Source organism: Paenibacillus sp. J22R98 (genome assembly GCF_059383835.1).
In genome coordinates, this window is sequence record NZ_JBXENW010000004.1 from 206,125 (window position 1) to 232,643 (window position 26,519).

Consider the following 26,519-nt stretch of genomic DNA (forward strand, 5'->3'; position numbering starts at 1 on the left):
TCCGATACCGCGACTGCCGCGAATTACTTCGCTACAGCTGCATTAGCATCTTCGATTTGCTTCACAGCATTATCAAGCGTTGCTTTTGGATCTTTGCCAGCGTTCCAGATGTCGGAAAGCGCTGCGCCGATTGGAGTCCAAACGTTACCCATTTCAGGGATCGAAGGCATTGGCTGCGAGTTTTTGAACTGCTCTACGAATGCTTTTACAATTTCATCGCCTTGGATCTTCGGATCTTCTGTCGCTTCCTTGTTTGCAGGAATAGCGCCAGTCAAAGTGAAGTCATCCAATTGCGCTTCTTTCGTGGAAGCAAAACGCGCGAACAATTTCGCTGCATTAGGGTATTTCGTGTACGAGTTTACGTACCAAGCTTTAACGCCGGAGAACGATACGGACGGTTTGCCGTTGATGCTAGGGATTGGCGCTGCACCGAAGTTGATGCCGGATTTCTTGATATCGCCGATTGCCCATGGGCCGTCGATGTTCATAGCAAGCGTACCGCCTGTGAACAGACCTTTCTTGATGTCGTACGTCACATCGCCGGATTTAAGCGGCAATACGTCTTTCTTCAGCGAAGCGAAGTAAGTTGCGCCTTCTACTGCACCGGCGTTGTTAAGGCCGATTTCCGCTTTATCTTGGCCGTTGTTGCCATATACGAAGCCGCCTGTTGTAGCTAGGAACGGATAACTGAAGTAGAAGTTTCCGATATCCCACATGAATGCATATTTATTCTTTTTACCGTCGTTGAACGTTTTCGCGAATTCTTTCACTTCGTCAAACGTTGTTGGAGGCGTTGCGATTAGATCTTTGTTGTAGAACATTGCGTATGTTTCAACTGCACGCGGGAAGCCGTATAGTACGCCATCGTACGAAACTGCTTGAACGGCAACGTCACTGTTCTCCGATTTTGCTTCTTCTTCGTATACATCATTCGGAAGCACAAGACCGGCCGCTACTGCTTTACCAAGGTTATCGTGCGGGAACAATACAACGTCTGCGCCGATTCCGGCAGGACCGTCAGTTGTCAATTTCGCTACTTGGTCGCCAGCGCCAAGCTCTTCCATTTTCACTTCAACGCCGTATTTCTCTTTAAATTCTTTCATCATTTTCTCAACGAAAGGACGCTCTTCTTTAGCTTCCCATACAAGCAAAGTTGCGCCATCTTCAGGTACAAGCTCAGCATCTTCAGCCGTGTTGTTGCCCGTTCCGTTGTTTACTGTACCGGTGTTGGTTTCACCCGTGTTTTCATTGTTGTTTTTCGAGCCGCATGCTGTCAGTGTGGCAGCAAGTGTTAAAACAAGAAGCAAGGATACTGTCTTTTTCATTCTATTTAACCCCTCTCGTTATTAAAGCGTAATCGCCGGAGCATAAGCCTAGCGTAACCAATTATCGACATCCTATTACGAATAGCGCGATTGCCTTGGATGATGCAATAACCCGAGCCATGCATGTTGCATAAAAATGCGGCTCTTGCATTGTACACGATCCTTTGCATTTGTGCAAACGTTTGTACAGATGGCCATGGAAATGGTAATTCGAGGCTTTAATTTCCTTCTTTTTATGAAAGAAAGCGTTTTACCGACGCCCTTACTATACACTAAGGCCTGCTGGTTGGGAAAACGTTTGCACAGTTCGTTTGCACAAATAATTACGGACCGTTCTTCCATTTCCTCTGTTTTTCTCCCCCTATCTCAGAAAATTAAATTTGTGCATGAAAAACTTTTCAATGATATACTCTAGGTAAAGTACAGATTAAGCATCGGCTTACATAAACAATGATAAGTGCATACGTTTGCGCAATTGGGGGATTTTATGTCAGTCACGATTAAAGATATTGCAAAAATCGCCGGCGTCTCGCCTTCCACGGTATCGAGAGTCGTCTCGAACCATCCGCGAATCAGCCGGGAAACGTCCCGCAAGGTGAAAGAGATCATGGATCAGCTCGGCTATCATCCGAACATGATGGCGAAGAGTCTGGTGTCGAAAACAACGCAAACCATCGGTATCGTCTTGCCGCGCCCTGCTGAAGAGCTGTTTCTGAACTTCTTCTTCGGCGAATTGATACGCGGCATCGTTACGCAGGCGACCAGAGCCGGCTACGACATGCTGATGACGACGGTTACCTCCGATTCCAATGAGCTTGAAGCCATCTCGCGCCTCGTTATGGGACGCCGCGTCGATGGTATTTTGCTGTTGTCCTCGCGCACCTCCGATCCGATCATCGGATTCTTGAAGCAGCAGAACTTCCCCTTCGTGCTCATCGGGCGAAGCGACGAGTTTCCGGATGTGCTGTCGATCGATAACAACAATATTCAAGCGAGCTATGACGCCACAAGCCACTTTATCGCACAAGGCCATAAGCGAATCGGCTTTATTAGCGGTCCGCCGAATCTCGTCGTATCCCAGGATCGTCTCTTTGGGTATAAGAAAGCGCTCAAGGAAGCGAACCTGCCATTTCAACAAGAGTGGGTATTGGAAGGGGATCTGCTGCAGCAAAGCGGATATCGGGCGATGTCTTTCTTCATGAGCTTGCCGGATCGGCCGTCTGCCCTTGTCATCTTCGACGATTTGCTCGCCTTTGGCGTGTTGCGCGGGCTGACAGAGCTTGGCTACAGTGTTCCGCAGGACATCTGCATCGTCAGCTTTAACAATATTCCGCTGTCTGAGCTTGCATCCACGCCGATCAGCTCCATCGATATCGGCACCTATCAGCTCGGCTACACCGCTTCACAATCCTTGCTGCGCATCGTGCATGATGAGCCGCTCTCGCAGAATCATATCATCATTCCGCATCGCCTGATCGTGCGGGAATCGTCGATCAATTCGGGCGGCAAGAAAACATAACAAAAGGCATCCTCCGCTGTCCGGCTGGAAGATGCCTTTTTATTATGCCTCCGTACTCGTACTCCTGCAGAACCGGGCCTATTATTGATAAACGGCAACTGCTTTTTGAATCGCAGCATTGAGTGCATTCAGATCCGGCGTCGACGGCGTCTTCGTGTCTGTCAGCTCGTATTTCTGCTTCAGCATTAGAATCCGCTTCACACTTTCGTCCACCCGCTCCACAGTAATGCCGCCGTTGTTCACGCTTTTCTTGAGCGCTGCAAGTATGGCATCCACATTCTTATACTCATGGGCCACGAGCAAAATATCACTGCCCGCCTTCACCGACATGACCGCCGCTTCTCCCATGCCATAATTCTTCGCGATTGCCCCCATCGTCAAATCGTCCGTCATGACGACGCCTTCGTAACCGAGCTCGCCGCGAAGCTCATCTGTGATGACCCGTTTGGATAGGGAGGCCGGCACTTTGTCGTCCACTTTCGGGTAGAGAATATGCGCGATCATGACCGCATCTACCCCTTTATCAATCGCCTCTTGGAAAGGGACCCACTCGAAGGCTTTGAGCGCGGCTTCGCTTTTGTTGACAACCGGCAGCTCCAAGTGCGAGTCAACCGACGTATCCCCATGCCCCGGAAAATGTTTCACAACCGGAATGACCCCCTCCGCCTCGATAGCCTCCATGACGGAGATGCCCATCTTCGTCACGACCTTAGGCGTCGAACCGTAGGATCGGTCGCCGATGACCGGGTTCTTCGGGTTGCTGTTAATGTCCAGCACCGGCGCGAAGTCCACGTTAAAGCCCATCTCCTTGCTCGCGTCTCCGAGTATGCTGCCAATCTTCGTTGCGTACGCGCTGTTGCCCGTGTCTCCGATCGCCTTGGCGGTTGGCAGCTTCACAAGTCCGGGAAGCCGGCTCACTCGGCCGCCTTCCTGGTCGACGGAGACAATGAGCGGCGATGGATTGTCTTTGTTCCACGCCTTCAGCTGGTTCACATAGGCGATAACCCCTTTAGGGGTCTCAATATTATTCGCGTAGAAGATAACGCCGCCCACATGCTGATTCACGATCATTCGTTTCGCTGCCTGGCCGCCCGTCGTACCGTCCACTCCGGCAATAATCATCGTCCCTAGCTTCTCATCAAGCGACATCTTCTCGATCTGCTGCGTGATGGCATCTTCCGGCGGTTGCTCAGGTTGCTCCGGCTGCTCGGGAGTCTCCGGCACTGCCGGCGTTGCCGGCTCTTCGGGGGTTTCCGGCGTTTCCGTTGGCGTCTCATCCGCCGGCTGCTCCGAGTCAGGCGGCGAAACGACGACCGGCGGCTGTTCGCCGGTCTCTCCCTTATGTGTACAACCGCCTAATAGTCCAATCGACAAAGCCATTAATCCAATAGCAAGTTTCTTCATCTGTCCGTTCACCCGTTCCTCTTCACGTACTTATTGCAATTGTAACCATTAGAACGTAAGAAGAACCGCCAAAAGTTGCAGAATAAGAATTTATTAATCCGTAAACTTGCGTGTCAACGCCAAAAAACCGCCTTCCCCCTCGAAGAGGAAAAGCGGTCCCACACTAGTATTCGATTAGATCGTCCACAAGCTCCAATCGTTGCGTCTGCGGCCGATGGAATCGATCCAGCGCAGCGTTACATCGAACAGCTCGTCACGCGAGGCTTTCGAGGAGAACGTATGGTCACCCTGCAAAATAACCTCTTTATCGCAATTGCCCTCTTTGCGCAGCCAGAACATTTTCTGATACAAGAAGCAGTAGTCGACAGGGATCACCGTGTCCGCCGTGCCATGCACGATCAGCACATCCCCGTTGTAGCCTCGCAGCTCAGTCAATGGCTGGAATTGCGCCAACGAATCGGTAAACTTCTTCGTAAACTGGTAATGCATATGGTCAGTCGTACCTGCGGTGTCGATCTCTTGGATCGCCTTGGTTCCGATAATGTTGCGAATATCCATGAACGGGTGGGCGACCGGCGCCCACATGACCAATGACTTCACGCGCGAGTCGCGAGCAGCCGTCAGCACTGCGACCGCACCGCCCAGGCTGTGGCCCACAAGAATAAGCCGCTCGGCATCCACCATGTCGAGACTGAGCGCGTAATCGATGACCGTTCTCGTCTGTCCGATCATCTCATCCAAACCACCGCTTCCGTAATCGCCGGTGCTCTCGCCGCAGCCGCCGTAATCAAAGCGCAGCACAAGATAACCGCTGCGAGTCAGCCGATCAGCCGCCTCAACAAATAACCGGTCCGTACCCATGCGATTGCCGATAAAGCCGTGGCAAATGATGATAATCGGGTATTTGGCAGCTCTCTTCTCTTCGCGATCTACTACGGGATACTGCAGCACGCCGGACAATTCTACCTCGCCGCTGCGGATTGATATGGGATGATTCATGATCGGCACCACCTTATTCCTATAATTCCTACCTACTTTGTTGGAATTAAGAATATCACGGAAGCGCGACATCGTCAATCGTCATTTTGCCCGGCATCCGGCTATGCTTGTGCACCTACATGCTTGAGCGCTTCGCGTACGCTGAGCGGCGATAATGTCGTGTCCGCCACGAACCGCTGCACTGCAGCCGCATCGGTCTTCGCATATTCGCGCAGTGCCCAGCCGATCGCTTTGCGGATGAAGAACTCTTCCTCATGCGCAGTACGCCGAATGAGCGAGAAGAGCAGCTCCGCATCCGTTCGGCCTTTATAGCCGAGCTGAAACAAGATGGCGGAACGGCGCAGCCATAGGTTGTCCGATGAAATCCATTTCTCCGTGTAGGCGGGCACAAGTTCCGGATAACGTGTAAACATGGTTCCCACAAGATGACTTGCTATCAAATCGACCGTATCCCACCAGGAATGGGTCGTGATGAGATGTTCGATAAACCCTACCTGGTCAATCGTCAGATCTTTCTTCCGCTTCTCAAGCAGAATCATGGCCGTGTAATGGAACTCCCGCTCCGGCAGCGACCATAGCTTCCGAGCAATCTGCTCAAGCTCCGCACCCGATGGCACACCGTGCTCTTTCATAAACTGCTTCGTCACCGCAGCGCGTTCCGGTGTCCGAATGCCCAGAAACGGAAACAAATCACGCATATAAGCCGTCATCGGACCGGCGATTTCTTCATTTGCATGACTGCGGAGCATCGACTCGAGCTCCTCGCAGTATGTTTCCGATACCCTATTCTCTTTCACAAGGCAGCAGCCTCCTTTTTTATATCCCATTATACCAAACCTCCCCCGCTTCCCTAGCAAGACACGCAGCATAAAAAGACGACCGATGATCAAACCATCCGCCGCCTCGAGCATTACTTCTTATAGATCAGCTTTCGCTGCTCTTCTACCAACCGCTTCAGCTCTTCCGTCGCATAGGCGCCCGGGCTCAACACGCCGAATTTGATCCAGTAACTCACCCCAAACGACGAGCCGTCATCCAAAATCACACGCAAACTGTAACTCCCGCCCGCTAAATTCTTCGTTTGTTTGGCAAGCGCCATGCGGTCGACCACCTTCAGCTTTACGTACTCCTCCGCAAACTCCGTGACCGCTTCCGGCGTGAAGTCTTTAAGCGGCGAACCATCGTTTCCGCTTACGAAACGAACATTCTTGATTCGGCCCGTAATATCATAGAGGTCGCCTACCGTAGCCGCAGCCTTATTCTCTAAGACTTGAAAGAGCTCGCCGCCTGCCAGAAGGCGATAGCTTTGCTTATACCCCTTAACCTCGAACAGCTCCGTCCCGATTTCCAGCAGCGTAGCATCCCCGTCCTGCATCTTATAATCCTCGCAGGCATGATCGGATAGCTTATAGCCGATTTGTCCGATTTTCTGTCCTTGCTGCACGAAGCTTGCTTCTTCGCTGTCCCCCATAGACATATACAGGATGCCATTCCAACGCAGCACCGGCGCATAGTCGATAATGGAGGTCTTATCGCGGCATTCCCTTCGATCAGCGCCTCCTACCTTGGTGCCCGGCAATTGAAACGAACAACCAGACAGCAGCACTAGACAGCTCAATAGAAGAAGCACTGCTCGCATGGCATATAACCTCCGGCCATAACCTTGCTTCATTGATCCTCACTCCGACTCTCATTCTTGCACCTATAGACGAGGCTATTATGAGATTGGTTGCAGTATATGGTCAATGATACAGGATCTGGATGCATCGTCAAAATAAAAAGCCGCCTCCGCGTGCCTACTCGCTCGCGGATAACGACTCATGGATCGGTTTATAGCGAATTAATTCAACGCAGCCTCAACAGCCTGCCACTTCAGCTTGTCCCGCATAGCGACGACCGGGCCGATGACGATGGCGACTGGGCTAACCAACTCCGCAACCTCAGGCTGTGAGGTTATCGTCCGAAGTGTACCAACAACCGTTCTTTGCTCGGAACAGGTTCCGCTTTGCACGAGCGCGATCGGCGTGCCTGGCGGTTTATCATGGCCGAGCAGCTGCTCCACGATGTACGGAAGCTGGGCCAGCCCCATCAGCACGACAAGCGTTTCCGCGCCGGCCGCCCATGCCCAATCGACACAGGCGCTGTCCTTGTCGGTACATTCGTGGCCGGTAATGACCGCGAAGGAAGCAGCCAGCTTCCGATGCGTAACCGGAATCCCGGCGTATGCAGGGGCGGCGATGCAAGAGGAGATACCTGGCACGATTTCGAATTCAATCCCGCGCTCCGCTAAGTGGGCGGCCTCTTCGCCGCCGCGCCCGAACACGAAGGGATCGCCTCCCTTCAGCCGGGTAACGGTCAGACCACGCATCGCGCGCTCGGCAAGAAGAGCATTAATCTCTTCTTGCCCCAGTGTATGTCGACCGGAGGCTTTGCCAACATAGATCAGCTCCGCATCTACCCGAGCCTCCTTAACCAGTTCCCCTGACACGAGCCTGTCATAAACAACGACATCGGCCAGTCGGATACTCTCCAGCCCGCGGACCGTAATCAGCTTCGGGTCGCCCGGACCCGCTCCTGTTAAGTACACCTTCCCATAATCGCCGCCCATACGCCCACTCTCCCTAACTCAGCTATGTCTTGCTGCCATTATGTTGTATAACTATCCACTCACGGACTATGCACTTGCACTTGCACCGCTCGCGCAGTCGCCCGACACGGCACCAACGGCCGCCTCGCCCTCCGTCAGCTGCCCGCCGCCGCCGAAATATTTGCTCATGGCAACAACCATACTGCCCATCCGCTCCTCTTCCGGGAACAACACACGCTCCACGCCCTCCTCTTGCAGCGCCTCCGCCGTCACCTTGCCAACGGCAACCGCCAGCACTCGCTCCGCGAAGGCGGCGCGAACTGCCTCCAGCTTGCCGAGCTTCGCCGCGCAGCCCATCACATAGCGCACTTGAACGGTACTCGTGAGCGTCACAGCATCCACATCGCCGCTTACAATTTCGTCGATCAACGTCTCGACGATATCGCCCTGCGGCGGGATGTGCCGATAAGGCAGCAGCTCCTCGCATAGCGCACCGCGACCGGCAAGCTCGCCGATCAGACGCGGGGCAGGATCGCCATACAGCTGCAGAGCGACGGTCCGACCATACAAATCATGAGCGCCCATTAAGCGGAGCAACCCCGCTGTCGTCCCGTCATCATCGCGAACCTCCGGCGTGATGCCAAGCTTGCGCAGCGCATTCACCGTCTTATAGCCGCGAGCCGCTATGCGCATCCCGCTCAGCGCATACATGAACTGCTCCGCCAGACCGAGCCGCTCGGCAATTTGCACGAGCGCCTCCGTTCCAACGCCCGTCGTCAGCACGAGCCAATCGGCCGGGCGCGCGATGAGCGAGCTTAGCTGCTCTTCAATCCCGGAATCGTCGAGAAACACCGTACCCTGGGCAGGACGAATTACCGAAGTTCCACCGAATTTGGCAATCATTTTGCTCAGCTCATCCGCCTTGCGCGGTCCCGTCACTGCGATCCTTTTCCCCTCTAAACGCGCCATAGCCGCCGCCCCCAGTCCACTCGTTATCAACGCACATCAAGGCAGCAATCTTAAGACACTTTTCTTGCGGAAGCCCCGTCCTGCACCAGCAAAATCACATTTCCCGCACCATCAACCATCGTGCTGTACGTATTCACGCAGCCCTCGTCCGGCGCTTGCACGAGCCCATCGTGTAAATTAATCTTCCAATCATGCAGCGGACAATAGACATGATGGTCGCACACAATCCCTTCGGAGAGCTTGCCGTTCTTATGCGGGCATAAATTCTCGATCGCCTTGACCGTTCCATCGGTCAGTTTAAACAGTGCGAGCTCTAGATCACCAAGCCGAACAACGCGTCCGCTCCGCTCAGGAAACTCTGAAATGTGTCCAATGATCAGTTCGTTCATCTTCTCATCCGCTCCTTCCGCCGCTGCCGCACACAAGCCGCAGCGCTGTCTCTATTTATGGCTTACCTGTTGCATCTGCCGCGGCAGCTTCCGGACTCATCGGCGCTGTCAGCGCATCGAATGCGCTGCGCAGATCGTCACTCTCGATAATTTGCTGCCATGGATCCTTCATGAGATCAAGCGTCTTATCAATGCGCGCATTCAGGGCGTCACGATCCTCCGGCTTTTCCAGCGCCGCCTTAATCGTATCCAGACCAATTCGAAGCGACCACTCACTTGTTCGCTCCATATAGTTGGCGGTTTCCCGGTAGTATTGCAAGTAAGCGCCCGTCCACGCCAGAACTTCTTCCTCCGTCTTCACCTTTGTCAGCAAATCTGCCGCGCGTACGCGAGTACCTCCATTGCCGGCCACGTAAATCTCCCATCCGCCGTCAATCGCGACAACGCCGAGGTCTTTAATGGTTGCCTCTGCGCAGTTACGCGGGCAGCCCGAGACAGCGAGCTTCACTTTATGCGGGGTGTTCAGCCGTTCAAATTTCTTCTCGAGGTCGATCCCCATCTTGATCGCATCTTGCGTTCCAAACCGGCAAAACGTGTTACCCACGCAAGTTTTCACTGTGCGCAGCGCCTTGCCGTACGCATAACCGGAAGGCATATCGAGATCCTTCCACATCCCCGGCAAGTCTTCTTTCTTCACGCCGAGCAGGTCAATCCGCTGGCCTCCTGTTATTTTCACAAGCGGCACTTGGTATTTCTCCGCGACCGTTGCGATTTTCATTAAATCCTCCGGCGTCGTGACGCCTCCATAAATGCGGGGAACAACGGAGAATGTACCGTCCTTCTGAATATTCGCATGGTTGCGTTCATTAACGAAACGGGATTCCAACTCATCCTCATGTTCGTCCGGAAACGCCATGCCGAGGTAATAATTGAGCGCCGGCCGGCATTTGGAGCAGCCCTCCGGGTTGTTCCACTCCAGCACATGCATAACTTCCTTCGTCGTCGTCAGGTGCATTTGCTGAATCGCATTCACCACTTCATCCCGCGAGAGTGTCGTGCATCCGCAGATCCCTTCTTTTACTACTGCTATCTGATCTGCGCCTAGCGTAGTTGTCAGAATAGCTTCCACAAGCGGCTTACAGCCGCCGCACCCGCCGGAAGCTTTGGTGCAGGCCTTCAGCTCGCCCACACTGACGCAGCCTTTCTCTGTAATGGCCTCCACCAATGTGTCCTTCGTAACGCCATTGCAGCCACAGACGATTTCGTCCCCGCTCATCGCGGTGACGAGATCCGCCGTGCTCACCGACTTCCCGCCCCCGCTTCCGCCTGACGGTCCGAACAGCACCTCTTTTTCACTTCCCGTGAAATCCTTGCCGCTGCGAATAACCGAGAAAAGTCTGGAGCTGTCGCTGGTATCACCGAACAACACCGCACCAACAACCTTCCCGTTCTCAAACACGACCTTCTTATAAATACCGTCCAAATCATCCTGTACGCGAAGCGCCTTCGTACCCGGTTCATCCGCAAATCGTCCCGCCGAGAATACGTTAACCCCCGACACCTTCAGCTTGGTTGACAGCACCGAGCCTTGATACCCATCACTTTCGACCCCTGCTAGCTTCTTCGCGAGAATGGCGCCTTGTTCGTAGAGAGGCGCTACCAGACCATACACAGTTCCGCGATGCTCAGCACACTCACCTACCGCGTGTATGTTAGCTATACTCCCCTGGAGATAGTCGTTGACCACAATACCCCGATTCACTTCCACGCCGGCACCCTTCGCCAGCTGTACGTTAGGTCTAATCCCGGCTGCCATAACGATGAGGTCCGCTTCCACATGCGTCCCATCCTTGAACGTCAGACCCGTTACCCGCTCTTCGCCCGTAATGAAATCGGACTGTTTCTCCAGCAGAAACTTCATCCCCTGCCGTTCCAATTCCGCTTGCAGCAGCCGTGACGCCGTCGCATCAAGCTGCCGTTCCATTAAGTAGCTGAAAATATGAACAACGTTTACTTCCATGCCGAGATTGACCAGCCCGCGTGCCGCCTCAATACCTAACAAGCCGCCGCCAATGACAACCGCCTTCCGATACTTTTTCGCTGTATCGATCATCGTTTCGCAGTCTTTTATATCTCGGAATGCGATGACGCCTTCCTTATCCGCACCCGGTATCGGAGGCATGAAAGGCAGCGATCCCGTAGCAAAAACAAGCTCGTCGTACGCCAATGTCAGCCCTTGATCGGTTGTTACCGTTCGCGCCTCCGTATCCACTTTAGCAGCTTGCTGACCGGCATGCAGCGCAATGCCATTATCACGGTACCAATCCCAATCGTTCAAAATAATATCCTTCATGCTGGCATCCCCTGCAAGCACCGACGACAGCATAATGCGGTTATAGTTGGGATGCGGCTCCGCCCCAATAATCGAGATTTCGTAGCGATGCGGATTCAGCTTTAGCAGCTGCTCAACGAATGACACGCCGGCCATCCCATTGCCAATCATGACTAATTTCTTTCTCATGGCTATCTCTCCTAAAAGTTAGTGCGTCGCACGAGGTACGACCCTTATTGCGCTGCAGCCCCGGCCGCTTCCGAAAACATAAAAAGCCTATCCACTCGTCGCAATTGACGAAAGAATAGGCTCCATTGCCGGATTTAAGAGGGCACGCCATTGTGCCGTCGTAAAGATCTTGGCTTCAGTATAGATCTTGAAGATACACATGTCAATATATCTAACATAAAATAGGATGTTAGGTGCCACTTTTAGTCACTCGCCTAAAATTTAGGAAAAATAGTTGAAATGAACGTCGACATTCTGAGGAAGGGTATGTTATATTTTATTACAAATTTGCAGGCAGGGCTCTAAAGCTGGACAAATGCTATGCCTAACCGAGGTGACCGATGATGAGATCAATCCTTTTTCTAGAGGAAGGAAGGCCTCCCGTTTCGATGCATAGCTTGCAGCAAAACTGCCGTACCTTGCACCGAGCAGCTAATGCCGAAGAGGTTAAGAGCCTGATTAGCGTTGTGGATGCTGCGGTCATGCATGTTCCCGTTGAACGGATGCAGAATTGGCAATCTACAATTGCGGGAATGAGAAGACTGCCAACACTTTGGCTCTGTTCCGATAGCGCGGTTCCGAGTGAGCTCGAGTTCGGATTTACGCTGGACGGCGTCCTCTTCAGCTCCATGAACACCTTGGAAATGGGCATTGCTTTGAAATGGGGGCAGCGAGTATTCCAGCAGCGCAAGCGATGGGCCGAGGAACGGGAGCAGCTGCTTCAGCGGATCGATGAGCGCAAATGGATCGATCAAGCGAAGGCTGTACTGTGCGAAATCAAAGGAATTTCCGAAGCGGAAGCCTATGATTTTCTACGAAAGCAGGCCATGAATGAACGCAAACGGATGGGCGATATCGCAGCCTCCATCGTGAAAGTCTACCAACTCATCCACGGCTAACCCTCCGGAACAAGTCCCCCTCGACGTTCTGAAAATTTATATGTTAGATATATTGACATCCTCCTCGCAAGCCCCCTATAATTGCAACTAAGATCACAATGACGTGAATCGAACGATAATTTGGCTGCCACACCGACGTGGAGCCGATGGCAAAGAGGCCGTATTGCAGTTATTCAACTGCGATGCGGCCTTTTATTGTGTTAGAAACGCTTACAAACAAAAAAAAGAGAGAAAACCGGAATGAACAATGGAGAGGAGCAACTTGCAATGATGAATCGCGATGGATTTTTAAAAAGCGGACACAGCCCGTCCTTACTGAGTGCATTTTTGTATTTTGACATGAGCTTCATGGTGTGGGTGCTGCTGGGGCCGCTGGCTGTCATTATTATGAGCGACTATCAGATGGATGCCGCGCAGAAAGCAAACCTGGTTGCCTTGCCGGTACTCGGCGGTTCCATCCTTCGCTTAGTGCTCGGTTATTTCACCGATGTTATCGGACCGAAGCGCACGGGACAAATCGGCATTGCGCTGACGATGATCCCGCTGATCTGGGGCTGGAAATTCGTCGACTCCCTGGGCGAGCTGTATATCGTCGCGCTGCTGCTCGGCGTTGCCGGCGCTTCCTTCGCTGCTGCCCTCCCACTCGCAAGTCGCTGGTATCCGCCGAAATATCAGGGCCTCGCGATGGGAATCGCCGGCGCAGGCAACAGCGGAACGGTATTCGCCACGCTGTTCGCTAATCGAATCGCTCAGCATTATGGCAGCTGGCATGCAGTGTTTGGCTTAGCGCTCATTCCGATCGCGATTGTCTTTGTCGTCTTCACCGCGCTCGCCAAGGACAGCCCGAACCAACCCTCCCCGCGCAAGCTGTCCGATTACGGGGCAGTGCTGAAACAGCGAGATACTTGGATGTTCTGTATGCTGTATGCAGTCACATTCGGCGGTTTCGTTGGGATGTCCAACTATTTGACGATTTTCTTCAACACCCAGTATGGCTTGAGCCCCGTGCGAGCGGCTGACTTCGCTACAATCTGCGTCATCGCAGGCAGCTTCTTCCGTCCGGTCGGCGGGTGGCTTGCCGATCGAATCGGCGGCCTTCGCATGCTGATAGCCTTGTATGCGGTCGTCGCCATTATGATGGCCTGCATCTCCACGCTGCCGCCTCTTCCGGCCATGATCGTCCTGCTGTTCATCGGAATGATAGCCCTCGGCATGGGCAACGGCTCTGTGTTCCAGCTTGTACCGCAGCGCTTCCAGAACGAGATCGGCATCGTCACCGGTATTGTTGGCGCCGCCGGGGGACTCGGGGGTTATTTTCTCCCGAAGGTTCTCGGCAATCTGAAGCTCTCCTCCGGCTCCTATACACCGGGCTTCCTCATTCTTAGCGGCGTGGCACTGATCTGTATCGTCCTCATCTTCCTCGTGCAAGGTGCCTGGAAGAAATCCTGGATCGGCAGCGGCGGCAAAGCTCGCATCGATACGGCAGGCATGCAGAACACAGCCACCTCTTAATTGATTTCGCTAGGCGGACTGCTTAGCCCGAATGATCACCGCACTGCGCACATCATCCGGGGCGGACGGAACAAAGTCGTTCCGTCTGCACGCCTTAACTCTACGCAAGCGGAAATGGAGGAAACCTCATGTGCGCACTACCTATAGCAGCTGATCCGAATGCGACTCGCATTAGCTCCCATTGCTGCTTTTGCAGTATGCAGTGCGGAATTGAGCTGCTTCCGGAAGACAATTCGGCAGGCTTCGAAATTAAGCCCAGCCCGGATTTTCCGGTGGCAACGGGCCGCTTATGTCAGAAAGGACTGAATGCCTTGGGGCATACCGTCCATGAGGAGCGTCTCCTTGTACCGCAACGCAGAATCGGCTCTGCGCTGCCAGGTTCGACATGGCAGCAAACCAGCTGGGAAGATACGCTGGATGTCATTGCCTCCTCGATCTTGTCCATTCAAGAGCAGCATGGCCGTGATGCCGTATCCGTCTTCGGCGGCGGCTCGCTCACGAATGAAGTCTGTTACCTGCTCGGCAAGTTCACACGTGTCGCTTTACGCTCCAAATATGTGGATTACAACGGACGCTACTGCATGTCCTCCGCTGCGGCGGCGCAAATGCGCGCCTTCGGCATCGACAGAGGGATGAATGTGCCGCTGGATGATTTGATGATGGCAAACTATATTATTTTGGCCGGAACCAATATTGCGGAATGCCAGCCGACGATGGTTCCATATCTAATGGCAGCCAAGAAGCGCGGGGCCATTATTGTCACGATCGACCCACGCCCTACCATGACCTCCAAACTAGCTGATATTCATGTGAATTTACAGCCGGGGTTCGACTCCGTCTTCGTCAACGGCCTGCTCCATGTCATCTTGAGCGAGAATCTATATGACAAAGCCTACGTAGACGCTCACACGACCGGAATCGAGGAGGTCCGGGAGTCCGTTCGTGATTTCTCGCCCGATACGGTGTCCGGGTACATCGGCATCCCCAAGGAGGTCATCCGCACCATCGCGCGCGGATTCGCCCGTGCGGAAACTGGTATCGTCCTCACCGCACGCGGATTGGAACAGCAAATTAACGGCGTGGAACACACGCTGAACTATATCAATCTCTGTCTGTTAACCGGCAAAATGGGCCGACCCGGCTGCGGATTCGGACCGGTTACCGGCCAAGCCAACGGTCAAGGCGGCCGTGAGCATGGTCAGAAAGCCGACCAACTCCCGGGCTACCGCATGATTGACGACCCCGAAGCACGGCGGCATGTCGCGTCGGTTTGGGGAATTGACCCCGAGGAGATCCCGGATAAAGGCGTGTCGGCGTACGAGCTGTTTGATCGCATTCTTGAAGGCGAGATCAAAGCAATGATCGTGCTTGGGTCCAATCCGCTTGTATCGAGTCCGAATAACTCACGAGTGGAAGAGGCATTGAAGAAGCTGGAGCTGCTCGTTGTTATCGATCTCTTCGAGACGGAAACCGCCGCTTATGCACATTGGCTGCTTCCGGGTTCGACATTTCTGGAGGCGGAGGGTACGCTAACTAATCTCGAAGGCCGCGTATTTCATCGTCCGCGTGCGCTGAAGACGCCCGGTGAAGTGATGGAGGACTACAAGCTCATTGCTGCACTGGCAGAGCGACTTGGGCGCGGTGCTTATTTTCAATATGAATCACCTGAAGCGGTGTTCGACGAGCTGAGCCGTGCAAGCGCAGGCGGAAAAGCAGACTACAGCGGCATGTCCTATTCACGGATCAAGGAGAAGAAGGGTCTGTTTTGGCCTTGTCCATCACCGGAGCACCCCGGGACGCCGCGCATGTTCGAGAACGGCGTCTATTACCATCCGAACGGACGCGCCAAGCTGCATGGGATAACGCCAAAGAAACCCGCCGAGACGACGAGTTCCGAGTATCCTTATATCCTTACGACAGGCAGGCTTGGCAACCATTACTTGAGCGGCACCCAAACGAGGCGCACCGCCGCACTAATGAAGAAAGCGCCTGTTCCCGTCGCTGAAATTCACCCCTCTGCAGCCGAGAAACTACTGCTGCGTCCCGGCGACCGCCTCCGCCTCACCACGCGGCGCGGTACGATGGTCATCGACGTGAAGGTGGTGCAGGATATTCACCCCACCACCGTATTCGTTCCCTTCCACTGGGGCGGCGAATTGGCAATTAATAGGCTGACCAACGATGCGCTGCATCCCATCAGCCGCATGCCTGAATTCAAGCTATGCGCGGTCCGGCTTGAGCGGGAGGCGGCGCCGCAAGCGAAATGAGAAAAGCACCCCTTTGGGTGCTTTTCTTGCGATGAAAAACTACCTTTCGCTTCGGCGATAGCGCTACATAAGAGATAACTGCTACCGCTCTTTAGCGGGAATGCGGCTATTTTGTTATATGAGAGGTACCTGTTACCGTTCTTTTGCGGAAATGTGGCACTATTGGGAGGCTCGCTGTTTAGTAGCAAAGGGAAAGTAGCTCACAGAGCTACACTTCCGCAACTAAATGCCGATTTCTGTTCATGTGTGGCTCCACGAGCAACACATTCTCGCATAATTGGCGTTTTAAGCAGATGTGTTGCCCCTAGTATAATACATCCACAAGCAGTTAGGGTAAAAGTGACATCTACAGCTATAAACTACCTCTCGAACGCACATAGTCAGCGTACAATTCGGGAGTATTCAGATTCACAAAAGCCTCTTCTTCCTCCGGAAGCGGCTGCACCTGAGCGGTATGAAGCGCATCAAGCAGCGACATGAGGCGCAGCTCACGCCGCTCGAGCCGCAGCTGCAATTCGCTCGCCACGCTCGTATGATAAAGCGCATGGAAAGGCTGCTTCGCCGTGCGAATGACTTGCGGCACGCCCGCTTCTGGCCGCGATACCGCCTCCTCGCTTGCTAAGTGCAGCATCCGTGCCAGCAGCGAGCCCGACAACAACGGCATATCACATGCCATCGCAAAGCCATAACCCGGCTCTTGCATAGCAGACAACGCAGCATGCAGTCCGGCCAGCGGACCGCAATCCGGATAGGTATCGCGCACGAATCGAACCCGGCCAAGCAGCCCGTCCAGCCTCGACCTGTACGCGTCCTCCCGCTGACTGTCGCCAACGGATACAATGACGCACGGCATGCCAAGTGCCAGCATTTGCTCGGCGATCACCTTCAGGATCACGTCACCCTTAGTCCCAACGAGCAGCAATGCCTTATCGGACCCCATGCGCGAGCTTCGTCCACCTGCAAGAATGATGCCCGTCACCTTCGATAGCGGTATCGACAAAACCGTTCCCCTCCGCCCACAAAATAGTTGCCCTTAGTATACCAGCCATCAGCGGATAGCTGTACTAGCTTCTAATAAAAAAGACCGAAGACAGAGTTTCCACTCTGCTTCGGCCCAGGCTCGTTATGCTTCTTACTTCTTGGAAGAAGCCTTCTTCTGCGCTTCTGCCTTCAGCATGTTTTTGTACACTTTTTCAATCTCGGTTGTATCGATCTTGCTCTTCTTCAAGCTGCTAATGAGGTTCGCCAGCTGCTTCGATGAAGTAGCGGACTCTTTCACGAAGTTCGCAATAACATCCTTGCTCACCTTATTGTTCATCACTTTCACGAATTCCAAAATCGCAGGTGAAGCCAGGTTCGCTTTGCCGGCACGGTTAAACTCCGCGATGATCGCTTCGTATTGCCCCATTACGATAGCAACTTTTGCGATATCCACATTCCCGTTCTTATCCGCTTTGATCGCTGCAGCCGCTTTACCAGCCTGCACCAACAGTTGCTGTGCATCCTTAACATTCTTCAGCTGCTTATCTACTCTAGCTTGGGCCGCTTCAGCCTGTTTAATGATAGCCGCGTCTTTGGCCTTCGCTTTCGCTTCTGCCTCTGCTTTCGCTTTGGCTGCCGCTTCTGCCTTCGCTTTTGCTTCTGCCTCTGCCTTGGCTCTCGCTTCAGCTTCTGCCTTTTCTTTCGCCTCCGCTTCCGCTTTAGCTTTCGCCTCTGCTTCTGCTTTCGCCTTTTCCTCAGCTTCTTTCGCAGGGTCTCCCGTTGGTACTGGCGGTACAATTACCGGCGGAGCCACAACTTCTTCGCTTTCAATAGCAGCGATTTTCTCTTCTGCAGCAGCAATCTTGTTATAGCCTGTAAAGCCGGCAACCTCTTCCGCTGTCCAACCTGCACCAATTGCGTCAGTTACAGCTGCTTTAGCTTCGGCTACAGCTGCTTCAACCGCTGCTTTCGTAGCACTTGTAATTGCATCCGCATCGGGAATCAGCGCAAAAGTTGCTTCACCCGACAGTCTTGCATCGATTTTATCAATAATGTTGTCGATCTCAACGCCTTGGTACTTCTGCCTTGGATTCGGCGTGAATTCAACCGTAGGATTGGATACTAAATAGTTGCGAAGCACATAAATGAGATCGTACACATCTACCGTACCGTCATAATTGATATCTGCTGCACGGTCGTTCGTTCCCCAAACTTGCTCGATATAGAGTGCGTCCATAATATCAATGACGTCATCCTTGTTCACATCGCCGGCAATCGCCGGATTGTAAGGAAGAAGTAAATTTTGGGTCGTAATATTTCCCGCATCATCGCGGAATCCTATCGAGAAATTACTGTGAATCGTAAAGTGACCCGGTATATCCAGTGCGAATGTATAGGTATCGTCTGTCAATGGCAGATTCGGAACTTCAAAGCTTGCCGCGTAATAGCCGCCAACCGGATACTCCGTACCGTTCGAGCTTGTAACCTTTACTTGAGCACCAATCTGGGAATAATCCAAGCTCTTCGGATTAGCAGCCAATGTTCCATAACCATTGTACAGCCCCTCTGCGCTCATCGATCCGCGCAATACGGAGTAGGTGCTGATTTTAAAGCTAGCCGAATTGCCCATGAATAACACAGGTTTGATCGTATCCGAGCCATCTGTATAGGTAACGGAGAACAAATATCCTTGGTCCATTACAGGCTGTACAGTCGTTTCATAGGACAGATTAAAAGCTACGTCCGCCAAGGAAAGATTTCCGGACAAGGTGCCTTCTACGCCCTCTTTGCGGGTTAAAGTAATGGTAGCTTCATAGTTATACGAACCTTCCACATTAGGGTGCTGCTCCAATGTCACGTCAAAATAATCACTGTAAGCAGGATTCAGAACGATATCTTCCGGTTTCAGTAGGTTGCTGATTTTGGAATTATAGTAGAATTTAAATTCCGCACCTTTAACATCGCTGGCATTGTTCAACGATAACGTACTATGCAAGGCTTCGCCCATGTTTTTGGCACGTTTTTCAGGTTGCATGTAAGCGTAATTCTCGCCTTTTTTCACAATAAACAAGTTTCTTCCGAGATTAAACGTTTTGTTGGACGCCGCATCCCATCCATAGAATTCAAGCGTCATCGGCTTGGTCGGATTGATATTGATATACGTCGAGAAGTTACCGTTCACATCCGGAACGATTACTTTTGCCGTACAAGCACCGAGCAAATTCGACTGACATAATGGATCTCTATAGTAAATGAAGTTGTTTCTCTTGGTAACACCAGGGAAATCGTCCGGATGTGCCATCATCTCTTCCGTTCCTTTATCCGAAATGGAACCGGAAATCAGGATTCTGGAATCAACAGCCGGATCGTATTCGTACACATCTTGATCCGAATCCGCGCCATGCACGTTTGGCACATTGGTCAAGTTGTTCACTTGTACATTAAACGTCGGAGCTATATTTTCAAAATAAACAGCTGCACTTGTTGTAAAGGTTCGACCCTCATCATTGGTACCGATAAGCTTCAAACGATACATGCCCGGTTTCGTCAGAACGGGGTTATACGCAATCGGATGATCCAGTCGGCCTGTAAACGGATAATAGTAACCCGAGAAGATCGAGGTGATCTGCATATTCGTGTTGTCATTCATCTTCAGGCCATCGAATGTACCGATATAACCGACGTCTTGGTTATTCATATCCGTCAGAATCACGTCAATCATGCGCATATGAGATTTCAATTTCAGATAGCCATTTGTATAGAGCAGCTGGCCAGGGTATGCGGAATCAGATGGTCTTGTAAAAGCTTTCGGGCTTAGCGAGAAGGAATCGATGCCCTCTACGATGGTACGGATGGCAAATGGCACTTGATACATCTCATTCGCATCGTCTGCATTCGTATAAGTGACATAACCTTCATAGGTGCCAAGTGCCGCTGATGCCGGAATTGCAATAGACACATCTGTGCGCTTCTTGGAAGCCGAGCCTACTGTTACTGCGGAATCCGTTGTAATCGTCACATGATTAGCAGCGGCATCAAGTGAACCTCTGCGATCCTTCTGGAACGCGACCGCTACGTTAAAGGTCTTCGCTGTTTTGCTATTGTTATAGATATAGAGGGAACGTTGATCCGATACAGCCGCTCCGCCCGGTACATGTGTACCAAACGCTATCGCGCCTGTTTGATTCGTTACGTATTGCTGAGAGCCTGTTGAATCTGTACGATCCAGCACTTCAACACGTGCTTGCGAATGAACAGCCTCATAAGGATCGACGACGCCAGCGCCTACTTCAAACACGCTATAGTTGTCATTTAGCGGATCCGCCGTATTCATTAATGTCTCTTTCACTTGCGCCGGCGTAAGATCAGGGTTGGCTTGCAATAACAATGCCGCTACGCCTGCTACGTTTGGCGATGCCATCGATGTTCCGGACAAATGCTCGTAAGCATACGTATAATTGCCAATTTGATCGGGTCCGTGCATATAAGGCGGCACCGAGGAGAATGTAGATACGCCAGGAGCCGTCACTTCCGGCTTAATATCGTAAGTAATCCGTGCTGGGCCACGTGAGCTAAAGCCCGCCAATGTGCTGCCCGGAGTTACCGTCTCACTGAGCGTATCAATCGAGAAGGTGGAGAGCAAGCCAATCTTAGGCGACATCACATCTGCCGAAGCTTTCGTTAATGAGAAGGTCGGAATAAGACCGTAAGACTCGCCTAAGTAGGACGAAATAAAGGTTTCTCCGCCTGCATTGGTGTTATTAGCAAGCAATACCGCTTTCGCGCCATGTTTTGCCGCTTCTTTGATTTTGATATCGAGCGCGATCTCGCCTCTATTTACATATGCAATTTTGCCAGCTACATCTAAATCTTTGTAGTCAGCAGCTTCACCTAGTTTAGGAATCGCAACGATAGGCAGATTCAAGCCGCGCAGCTCTTCCAGCTTGTCTCCATAGCCTTTGCCAAGCAGGCGCAAATCTGTTGTTGCAGCTGCTGTTGCATCAGCTGCACTGACATGCATCGTGCCTGTAGCAGTCGCAATCTTCTCCGAAACATCGCTTGCGCCTACAGTAATGGCTAATGCAGATGCACCCGGTGAACCTAGCGTATACATGCCACTTCCGGAGTTTCCGGCAGATACCGCTACAGTTACGCCTGACAGCACCGCATTATTTAATGCAATACTCTCAAGCTGAAGCGGATTGTTCGTGTTTGATCCCAGTGATAGATTAATAACATCCATTCCATCGTAAATCGCCTTATCAATACCGCCCAGAATGGCATCCGTCGAACCTGAGCCATATGGACCTAATACGCGGTATACATAGAGATCTGCGTCAGGCGCTACGCCGGTCACTTTGAGCTCTCCTGTATTTTTACCTCGACCTGCTATGATACCCGATACGTGTGTACCGTGCTCCGTGTAGTAAGGCGAACCACCGTCGTACTCACCATTACCGGACTTCTGCCAGTCCTCGTACGTGGTTTCCATTGGATCAGCATCGTTATCTACAAAGTCCCAACCTTTTACCGTGCTGGGATTGATACGCTTCGGATCTACACCCGCTTGCGCACGATAACCTTTGTAAGCATCGGTTAGATCAGGATGATTGTAATCAACCCCTGTATCGATAACCCCTACCTTTATTCCCTTCCCCGTAAAGCCTTCGGCATGTAATTTATCAATGCCCGGGAATGTATACTGTGTCGCGACCGCTTGATCTCCTGCAACTGCTTCTTGCTTCACCGGCGGTTCAACATGGACTTCGGTATTGCTCCACACTGCTTTAACCGCGCTCGATTGAAGCAATTGCTGGACTTGATTCGCCGGAAGCTGCATCGCAACGCCATTGATAGAGTTCTTATAGACTCTCGTAATCTTATAAAAACTAGCATCAGAGCTCAGCTCTTCTTTATAGATCGTTTTCAAATCTTTCTGGAATGTTGCTTGCGCTGCATCTGCATTTTTACTAGCTTCATTCATGGACAAGGATTTTCCATTAAGCGCCTGCTTGAGAACAGCGCTTTGGGCCGGCTCCGCCTTAAACTCTACGATGACCGAAGCTGGCGCAGGGCTGTTTAAGTTGACGGAAGGATCTAGCTGAAGCCCGCTCTCATCCGTAGCATCAAGCTGGTGCAACGCTTGGCGTTGCAAAGGCGTCATCCCAGCCAGTACTTCCTCCAGCGATTGCGTCGTGTTCGTCTGTGCCATCGAATGACCGCTTCCAATCGTCATTCCGCTAAGGAGAACGGTCGTGCTAATTGTCATGATAGCTGTTCGTTTCATCCATTTACTTCTCATGATAATCTCCCTTTCTTCCAGTCAATGCTGTTTGTTGGTCTCATTATAAGGAGAGTTGCTGTAAAATGGATTTTGCGAAATTCGTACAAATCGATGGGAAGTTTCTTCCCATGCGCATCCTACAAACACAAAAAAAGCCTAATTCGAGGTCATCGAACTAGGCTTCTTCTGCTTATTACAATGGTTTACTTTTCATTGCCCCACAATGTAGGCTTGCTGCCGTTTGCATTGCGCCATGCATGCCGCCAGCGATGCACATCAACGACGCCGACTTCCGGCATGTTGCCCCGCTCTTCCTTCGGAGGAAGCGCCGGAAATGGTTGATGCGGCTCGCTTTGATACCAATACGCAACGGTCGACAGATCGAGCGTCAAGCTATTGTCGTGTCCGTGCTCGATGCTCGCGTGCAGCGATTTCTCGAATCGGATCGGATCTTCCAAGAAGAAGCGGTAGCAATGTGTGCGACCCATCCAGCCCAGCTTATTCGGTACTTTAGCGTAACCGAAGTACGGATGCGCATACACTTCGTTCGGGCACCAGGAGCTGTTAAAGAAGTCCTCCGTCCCTGTTCCGTGCAGGGAACCCGGCCAATCCTCGCCATCGATCAGCCACATGTCATCGCCCTCGCCGTACCACATTGGACCCGGGTTATCCACGTAGTAGTTGATACCGACAAACTGTCCGCTGCCGACGATATTTGCGAACACATAGTTATGCTCGGTTGTCGGGTTCTTTCCCTGCGGTGCGATAACACCCCACTCCGTCTCTCCTTCTTGAGGTTGCACGCCCGTAATCTCGCGATTCCACCAAGCGTGGAACCTGCCCTCACTGGCAGGAATCTCCGGGTGCTGCTCGAAATCAATATAATAATAGAAGTTCGTAATCGGCTCATCCGATTGGTTCTCAATCGTAATTCTTGCCCCGTCGCCAAACGGCATCGGAAAATAACAGTTAAACGCTTTGCCATTTACAGGCGCCGCAGCAAGCGGAAGCGAGGCGAAATTGTACTCTTCGCCAAATCCTTGTCCGAAGAAATCGCCCATCGGGGATTCGACGCTCGGCTCGGTCTCGCCATCCCAATACATGCGAATGACGGCATTGCGGCGAATGAACTTGTCCGGTGCATTGACCGTGATCCAAATATGTTTTACGATGCCAGCGCCGGCAATGACAGCAAGATCCGCTGTTTCTCCTGCGGGAATCGAAATAAAGTCGGCGTTCCCTCCACTGCGGTCGTAGCTCGAAATTCGTTTTGTTTTGATGCCAGGTTGAATCTTACTGATATGGTTTAACATATTCGTCTCCTCTCACTAGCTCCGTGATAGCTAGATTATAACGAACCGCTTCGGAGAAATATTTATCAGGACCATGTGACTTTTTAACAGCAATTGCTCTTCTAGTAGATTGCAGCCAGGGAGGCAACGTAGTTGGAAGAACAAGATATCCTCACGAGGCTTAGCCCTTATGTTCGCATAGCGATGGCAAGCATCGTCCCTTCGCATTGGTCTATTCCCGCGCGGCAAATTTGGGATTACGAGCTTCTCTATTTGCAGGAGGGGCGTTTGCTTGTAACGGTGGAAGGCGTTGCTTACGAGGGAGTTCCCGGCGACATCTTCTTGTTTAAACCGCGGCAGACACATTCCATTCAGGTGCTTGGCGATGCGGCCGTAAGTCAGCCTCATGTGCATTTTGACCTGATCGAGATGCCGGACAGTCCGGAGCTGTCGGTATCCTTCCACATGCCCAGCCATATGTCGAAGGAACAGCTGGCATGGTTTCGGCCGGACCGGATGTCTGAAGGACCGCTCGCGCTCCCGAATCACATTCGGCTCCGACAACCGAAGCGATTTGAGTCGATGCTGCTGGAATTAATCGAGGAGTTTCAAATGCGATTGCCGCTATACGAAACCTCTTGCAAAGGATTGCTTCTCTCTCTGATCACCTATTTGATCAGGCAGCATGACCTCGGCATGAAACGCCCGGGTACGGACATGCAAGCCATTCGCCGGCATCTTCACTCCAAATGGGACAGCGAGATTACGCTGGAGGAGCTGTCTGAGCGATTTAAGATCAGCAAGTACTATATGCTGCGCACCTTCAAGAAACACTATCTCACGACGCCGATTCAATACCATCGTCAAATCCGAATCGATCAGGCCAAACAATTGCTTCGTTATACCAATCTCTCCATCCAGCATATTTCCGATCACTTGGGATTCGGCAGCATCCATGCGTTCAGCCGCGCCTTCAAGGTGGCGGAGGGCGTGCCTCCTATCGCTTTCAGGGCGAGGAGTGGTCCGGGCGCGGAAGAGTTTAACAGTTGATTTTGACAAAAAAACGAGATTGTTTAGACCAAGAAATTCTCCCTTAGAACTTATATAATCGTACATAAGTACAACTTTCATAAGGGAGTGTCGCGCATTGAATAGAGTCGTTATTGACAATAAGGGCATACCGCCGCTAGCCGGAATATGTTCCTACGAAGAGGCCTGCAAGCCCGGGTTTACCGTCGACCAAAGCGTAAATCTGCTGAAGCGTTTCAACTTTATTGCCAAGAACCTCAATCAAATCTTGTCCGCGCATCTGGCAGCTGTTCCGGAATGGGAAGTTAAATGTGCGTTTGGTTACCATCTGTGGCTCGATGCCGAGCACAGTGCTGCTATTCGCAAACGGGTTTCTGAAATGCGCGAGCCTCCCCTGCATCTTGATCAAGATCCGGATGAGCAGCTGCGCAGCTGGCTGGATGAAGCAATTCGCGCGGAGAATACGGTGGAGCTGCTCACCGGGATCTATCGGGTCATCCGACCGGAAGTTGTGAAAGCGCTGTCCCAATATATTGCGAATATGAACAAAATGACGGAGCATCCGACGTACCGCCTGCTTCGCGGCATGCTGCAGGATGAAGAAGAAATGATCGCCTGGGGAGAAGCGGCCCTCGCGGCGTTAATTGATTCGCCTGAGCAGGCGAGCATTGCCGATCAATGGGAAGCTCACCTGCGCGCTTTCTTGCTCGCTGCCGGCGGCGTGTCTGGGGATCTCGATGCTGTGGTCTGTGAAGCAATCCCGCGTTCGGACGGTCAACGCTATGAAATGGACCCGATGCCTCGTCGCGATGACCGGTTCATCGATCCTTACAATACGTCCGCCAAGATCGATTCCTACTTCTGGGATGAGAACTGTTCACCGGAAGAGCGCGCCTACTCGCTCATCTATAAACGGCTTCGCGAGATGGATGTACCGGAGTGGATGGGGCCGATTCTGTACAAAACAGAAGGAAAACCGTGGGAATACTACACCGACCTCAGCCGCCAGCTATGGGATGAAACCCGGCATGCGATGCTTGGCGAGATCGGCCTTTACTTCGGCGGAGTTCCATTCTACAAGTACCCGATTCATATGGGTTCTTCGGTGATTCTTAATACCGAATTTAGTCCGCAGGATGCTCATCTCATCCTGTGGCGGATCGAACAGAGTCTCATGCCTAAACATACGGGCAAGCAGAAAGAGTGGGAAATCGCGAAGGACACCAACAATCCGATTTCGCTCCTGATCCAAGATTATGATTGGGCCGACGAAGTGCTTCATGCCCAAATCGGACGCAAGTGGCTCGTGCCGGATTACGGCAGCTTAGCAGCCATGACCGAAAGCGGCGACCAGGCCATGAAGGCGTGGGGGCAGGTTTCCGCCAAAACCGCTGCTTGGTCCGAGCAGGCCGAGTGGTGGCCGCAGTTTATGGAGGAAATCCGCGCGAATGAGCTGGCGCGGAAGGGTTAGGATTGGGGCACCGCTGTCAGCGGTGCCCTTTT

Annotated in this window: 18 protein-coding genes; 6 read left to right on the top strand and 12 right to left on the bottom strand. The window is 52.3% G+C overall.

The genetic code is table 11. The annotated features are described in order from the left end of the window. Positions 1 to 23: 23 nt before the first annotated feature. Entirely contained in the window at positions 24 to 1,325 is a 1,302-nt protein-coding gene (locus tag AC50Y3_RS14310; protein WP_494819399.1) for a sugar ABC transporter substrate-binding protein, read from the bottom strand. 487 nt (positions 1,326 to 1,812) lie between these two features. On the opposite strand from AC50Y3_RS14310, the gene AC50Y3_RS14315 reads away from it, so the two are divergent. Further along, a complete protein-coding gene (locus AC50Y3_RS14315; RefSeq protein ID WP_494819400.1) occupies positions 1,813 to 2,844 on the top strand; it encodes a LacI family DNA-binding transcriptional regulator in 1,032 nt (343 codons plus the stop codon). An 81-nt stretch (positions 2,845 to 2,925) separates the two neighbouring features. On the opposite strand, the gene nagZ is transcribed toward AC50Y3_RS14315, so the two are convergent. From nagZ to nirB, 8 genes are all read right to left on the bottom strand, one after another. Further along, complete coding sequence (gene nagZ, locus AC50Y3_RS14320; protein ID WP_494819401.1) at positions 2,926 to 4,248, bottom strand: beta-N-acetylhexosaminidase; 1,323 nt, start codon at positions 4,246 to 4,248, stop codon at positions 2,926 to 2,928. 174 nt (positions 4,249 to 4,422) lie between these two features. Continuing rightward, on the bottom strand, positions 4,423 to 5,247 hold the full coding sequence (locus tag AC50Y3_RS14325; protein WP_494819402.1) for an alpha/beta hydrolase family protein: 825 nt from the start codon (positions 5,245 to 5,247) through the stop codon (positions 4,423 to 4,425). 101 nt (positions 5,248 to 5,348) lie between these two features. Then, a complete protein-coding gene (locus AC50Y3_RS14330) occupies positions 5,349 to 6,044 on the bottom strand; it encodes a DNA alkylation repair protein (RefSeq protein WP_494819403.1) in 696 nt (231 codons plus the stop codon). Positions 6,045 to 6,157: 113 nt separating this feature from the next. After that, a complete protein-coding gene (locus AC50Y3_RS14335) occupies positions 6,158 to 6,886 on the bottom strand; it encodes a hypothetical protein (protein WP_494819404.1) in 729 nt (242 codons plus the stop codon). A 201-nt stretch (positions 6,887 to 7,087) separates the two neighbouring features. Further along, the gene (gene cobA, locus AC50Y3_RS14340; RefSeq protein ID WP_494819405.1) at positions 7,088 to 7,855 is read right to left on the bottom strand and encodes a uroporphyrinogen-III C-methyltransferase; all 768 of its coding nucleotides are present in this window, start codon (positions 7,853 to 7,855) and stop codon (positions 7,088 to 7,090) included. A gap of 66 nt (positions 7,856 to 7,921) precedes the next feature. Beyond that, entirely contained in the window at positions 7,922 to 8,803 is an 882-nt protein-coding gene (locus AC50Y3_RS14345) for a uroporphyrinogen-III synthase (RefSeq protein ID WP_494819406.1), read from the bottom strand. A gap of 50 nt (positions 8,804 to 8,853) precedes the next feature. Further along, complete coding sequence (nirD, locus tag AC50Y3_RS14350) at positions 8,854 to 9,192, bottom strand: nitrite reductase small subunit NirD (RefSeq protein ID WP_494819407.1); 339 nt, start codon at positions 9,190 to 9,192, stop codon at positions 8,854 to 8,856. Between the two features lie 55 nt (positions 9,193 to 9,247). Then, entirely contained in the window at positions 9,248 to 11,713 is a 2,466-nt protein-coding gene (gene nirB, locus AC50Y3_RS14355; RefSeq protein WP_494819408.1) for a nitrite reductase large subunit NirB, read from the bottom strand. A 428-nt stretch (positions 11,714 to 12,141) separates the two neighbouring features. Between nirB and AC50Y3_RS14360 the strand changes: the two genes are divergently transcribed. The 3 genes from AC50Y3_RS14360 to AC50Y3_RS14370 all read left to right on the top strand — a co-directional run bounded on the left by AC50Y3_RS14360 (position 12,142) and on the right by AC50Y3_RS14370 (position 16,430). Then, positions 12,142 to 12,651, top strand: coding sequence for an ANTAR domain-containing response regulator (locus AC50Y3_RS14360; protein WP_494819409.1), 510 nt, complete (start codon positions 12,142 to 12,144; stop codon positions 12,649 to 12,651). Between the two features lie 270 nt (positions 12,652 to 12,921). Beyond that, positions 12,922 to 14,163, top strand: coding sequence for a nitrate/nitrite transporter (locus AC50Y3_RS14365; RefSeq protein ID WP_494819634.1), 1,242 nt, complete (start codon positions 12,922 to 12,924; stop codon positions 14,161 to 14,163). A gap of 128 nt (positions 14,164 to 14,291) precedes the next feature. Continuing rightward, a complete protein-coding gene (locus tag AC50Y3_RS14370; RefSeq protein WP_494819410.1) occupies positions 14,292 to 16,430 on the top strand; it encodes a molybdopterin oxidoreductase family protein in 2,139 nt (712 codons plus the stop codon). A 352-nt stretch (positions 16,431 to 16,782) separates the two neighbouring features. Here the strand turns inward: AC50Y3_RS14370 and AC50Y3_RS14375 are convergent, their stop codons facing one another. The 3 genes from AC50Y3_RS14375 to AC50Y3_RS14385 form a co-directional block, all read right to left on the bottom strand. Then, entirely contained in the window at positions 16,783 to 17,430 is a 648-nt protein-coding gene (locus AC50Y3_RS14375; RefSeq protein WP_494819411.1) for a molybdenum cofactor guanylyltransferase, read from the bottom strand. A 132-nt stretch (positions 17,431 to 17,562) separates the two neighbouring features. Next, on the bottom strand, positions 17,563 to 22,713 hold the full coding sequence (locus tag AC50Y3_RS14380) for a S8 family serine peptidase (RefSeq protein ID WP_494819412.1): 5,151 nt from the start codon (positions 22,711 to 22,713) through the stop codon (positions 17,563 to 17,565). Positions 22,714 to 22,898: 185 nt separating this feature from the next. Continuing rightward, a complete protein-coding gene (locus AC50Y3_RS14385) occupies positions 22,899 to 24,008 on the bottom strand; it encodes a glycoside hydrolase family 172 protein (RefSeq protein WP_494819413.1) in 1,110 nt (369 codons plus the stop codon). A 132-nt stretch (positions 24,009 to 24,140) separates the two neighbouring features. Between AC50Y3_RS14385 and AC50Y3_RS14390 the strand changes: the two genes are divergently transcribed. Continuing rightward, positions 24,141 to 25,037 (top strand): helix-turn-helix transcriptional regulator, encoded by an 897-nt coding sequence (locus AC50Y3_RS14390; protein ID WP_494819414.1) that lies wholly within the window; start codon positions 24,141 to 24,143, stop codon positions 25,035 to 25,037. A gap of 97 nt (positions 25,038 to 25,134) precedes the next feature. Then, the gene (locus tag AC50Y3_RS14395) at positions 25,135 to 26,487 is read left to right on the top strand and encodes a hypothetical protein (protein ID WP_494819415.1); all 1,353 of its coding nucleotides are present in this window, start codon (positions 25,135 to 25,137) and stop codon (positions 26,485 to 26,487) included. Positions 26,488 to 26,519 lie beyond the last annotated feature (32 nt).

What these genes read in the sequence shown, in the direction of transcription:
- AC50Y3_RS14310 (WP_494819399.1), bottom strand. Translation starts at nt 1,325, where the DNA reads ATGAAAAAGACAGTATCCTTGCTTCTTGTTTTAACACTTGCTGCCACA.
- AC50Y3_RS14315 (WP_494819400.1), top strand. Translation starts at nt 1,813, where the DNA reads ATGTCAGTCACGATTAAAGATATTGCAAAAATCGCCGGCGTCTCGCCT.
- nagZ (WP_494819401.1), bottom strand. Translation starts at nt 4,248, where the DNA reads ATGAAGAAACTTGCTATTGGATTAATGGCTTTGTCGATTGGACTATTA.
- AC50Y3_RS14325 (WP_494819402.1), bottom strand. Translation starts at nt 5,247, where the DNA reads ATGAATCATCCCATATCAATCCGCAGCGGCGAGGTAGAATTGTCCGGC.
- AC50Y3_RS14335 (WP_494819404.1), bottom strand. Translation starts at nt 6,886, where the DNA reads ATGCGAGCAGTGCTTCTTCTATTGAGCTGTCTAGTGCTGCTGTCTGGT.
- cobA (WP_494819405.1), bottom strand. Translation starts at nt 7,855, where the DNA reads ATGGGCGGCGATTATGGGAAGGTGTACTTAACAGGAGCGGGTCCGGGC.
- AC50Y3_RS14345 (WP_494819406.1), bottom strand. Translation starts at nt 8,803, where the DNA reads ATGGCGCGTTTAGAGGGGAAAAGGATCGCAGTGACGGGACCGCGCAAG.
- nirD (WP_494819407.1), bottom strand. Translation starts at nt 9,192, where the DNA reads ATGAACGAACTGATCATTGGACACATTTCAGAGTTTCCTGAGCGGAGC.
- nirB (WP_494819408.1), bottom strand. Translation starts at nt 11,713, where the DNA reads ATGAGAAAGAAATTAGTCATGATTGGCAATGGGATGGCCGGCGTGTCA.
- AC50Y3_RS14360 (WP_494819409.1), top strand. Translation starts at nt 12,142, where the DNA reads ATGCATAGCTTGCAGCAAAACTGCCGTACCTTGCACCGAGCAGCTAAT.
- AC50Y3_RS14365 (WP_494819634.1), top strand. Translation starts at nt 12,922, where the DNA reads ATGAATCGCGATGGATTTTTAAAAAGCGGACACAGCCCGTCCTTACTG.
- AC50Y3_RS14370 (WP_494819410.1), top strand. Translation starts at nt 14,292, where the DNA reads ATGTGCGCACTACCTATAGCAGCTGATCCGAATGCGACTCGCATTAGC.
- AC50Y3_RS14380 (WP_494819412.1), bottom strand. Translation starts at nt 22,713, where the DNA reads ATGAGAAGTAAATGGATGAAACGAACAGCTATCATGACAATTAGCACG.
- AC50Y3_RS14385 (WP_494819413.1), bottom strand. Translation starts at nt 24,008, where the DNA reads ATGTTAAACCATATCAGTAAGATTCAACCTGGCATCAAAACAAAACGA.